The organism is Vibrio sp. 1069, assembly GCF_033340555.1.
This window is the reverse complement of the sequence record NZ_JAWOWP010000356.1, coordinates 1-713: the sequence shown is the minus strand read 5'-3', so window position 1 is coordinate 713 and position 713 is coordinate 1. Positions and strand designations below refer to the sequence as shown.

Here is a 713-nt window from a genome sequence, read left to right as displayed (position 1 = left end):
TGCTCAAGGTGACCAATTGCGGTGTGCAGCATTAGTGCAAATATTCGCTCAACTTGGCTGAGCGCTTCCACCTCATTCAGCGCCGTTTCTAGCTGAGCATAGACCTGTTCTGGCTTTTCCTCGTGCAGCTGCCAACACTCACTCATGAATGCATCAAAATCCATTTTGAAAAACATGCCCTTGTTATCCTTTGTTATCTTGTTCGTAAACAAACCACTCTACACAATTCTCAACCGTGCGTTGCACGCCAAACAACAATATGAGAATCGCCTCACTTAAAGTGGTGTACCTTGCTCTAATGCGAGCAAACGTTGTTTGCGTTCTACCCCACCAGCATACCCAGTCAGTTTGCCACTTTTACCAATAACGCGATGACAAGGCACCACAATGGAAATAGGGTTCTTGCCATTTGCTAACCCAACCGCACGTACGGCTTTCGGGTTGCCAATCGCGTTGGCGAGATCTTGATAGCTCCACGTCTCGCCGTATGGAATGGTCGTTAACGCATGCCACACTTGATTTTGAAAATCGGTACCTGTCGCTGCCAAAGGCAAATCAAATTCGTTGCGCAGACCCGAAAAGTATTCGTCCAACTGGGTGACGGCTTGGCGCAAAATCGGATGCTGATCATCTCTTCGCCCCAATTCACTTGGCTTGGTTGTACAAGTCTCAAACCAAATGCCAAGTAAGCCCTCAGCGTTAGATTGGATAGT

1 protein-coding gene is annotated in these 713 nt (G+C 47.7%); it reads right to left on the bottom strand.

What is annotated here, in order from left to right; genetic code table 11:
- Positions 1-275: 275 nt before the first annotated feature.
- Positions 276-713 (bottom strand): methylated-DNA--[protein]-cysteine S-methyltransferase (locus R7040_RS26485; RefSeq protein ID WP_318097582.1); only part of this gene is annotated, 438 nt, incomplete at its 5' end.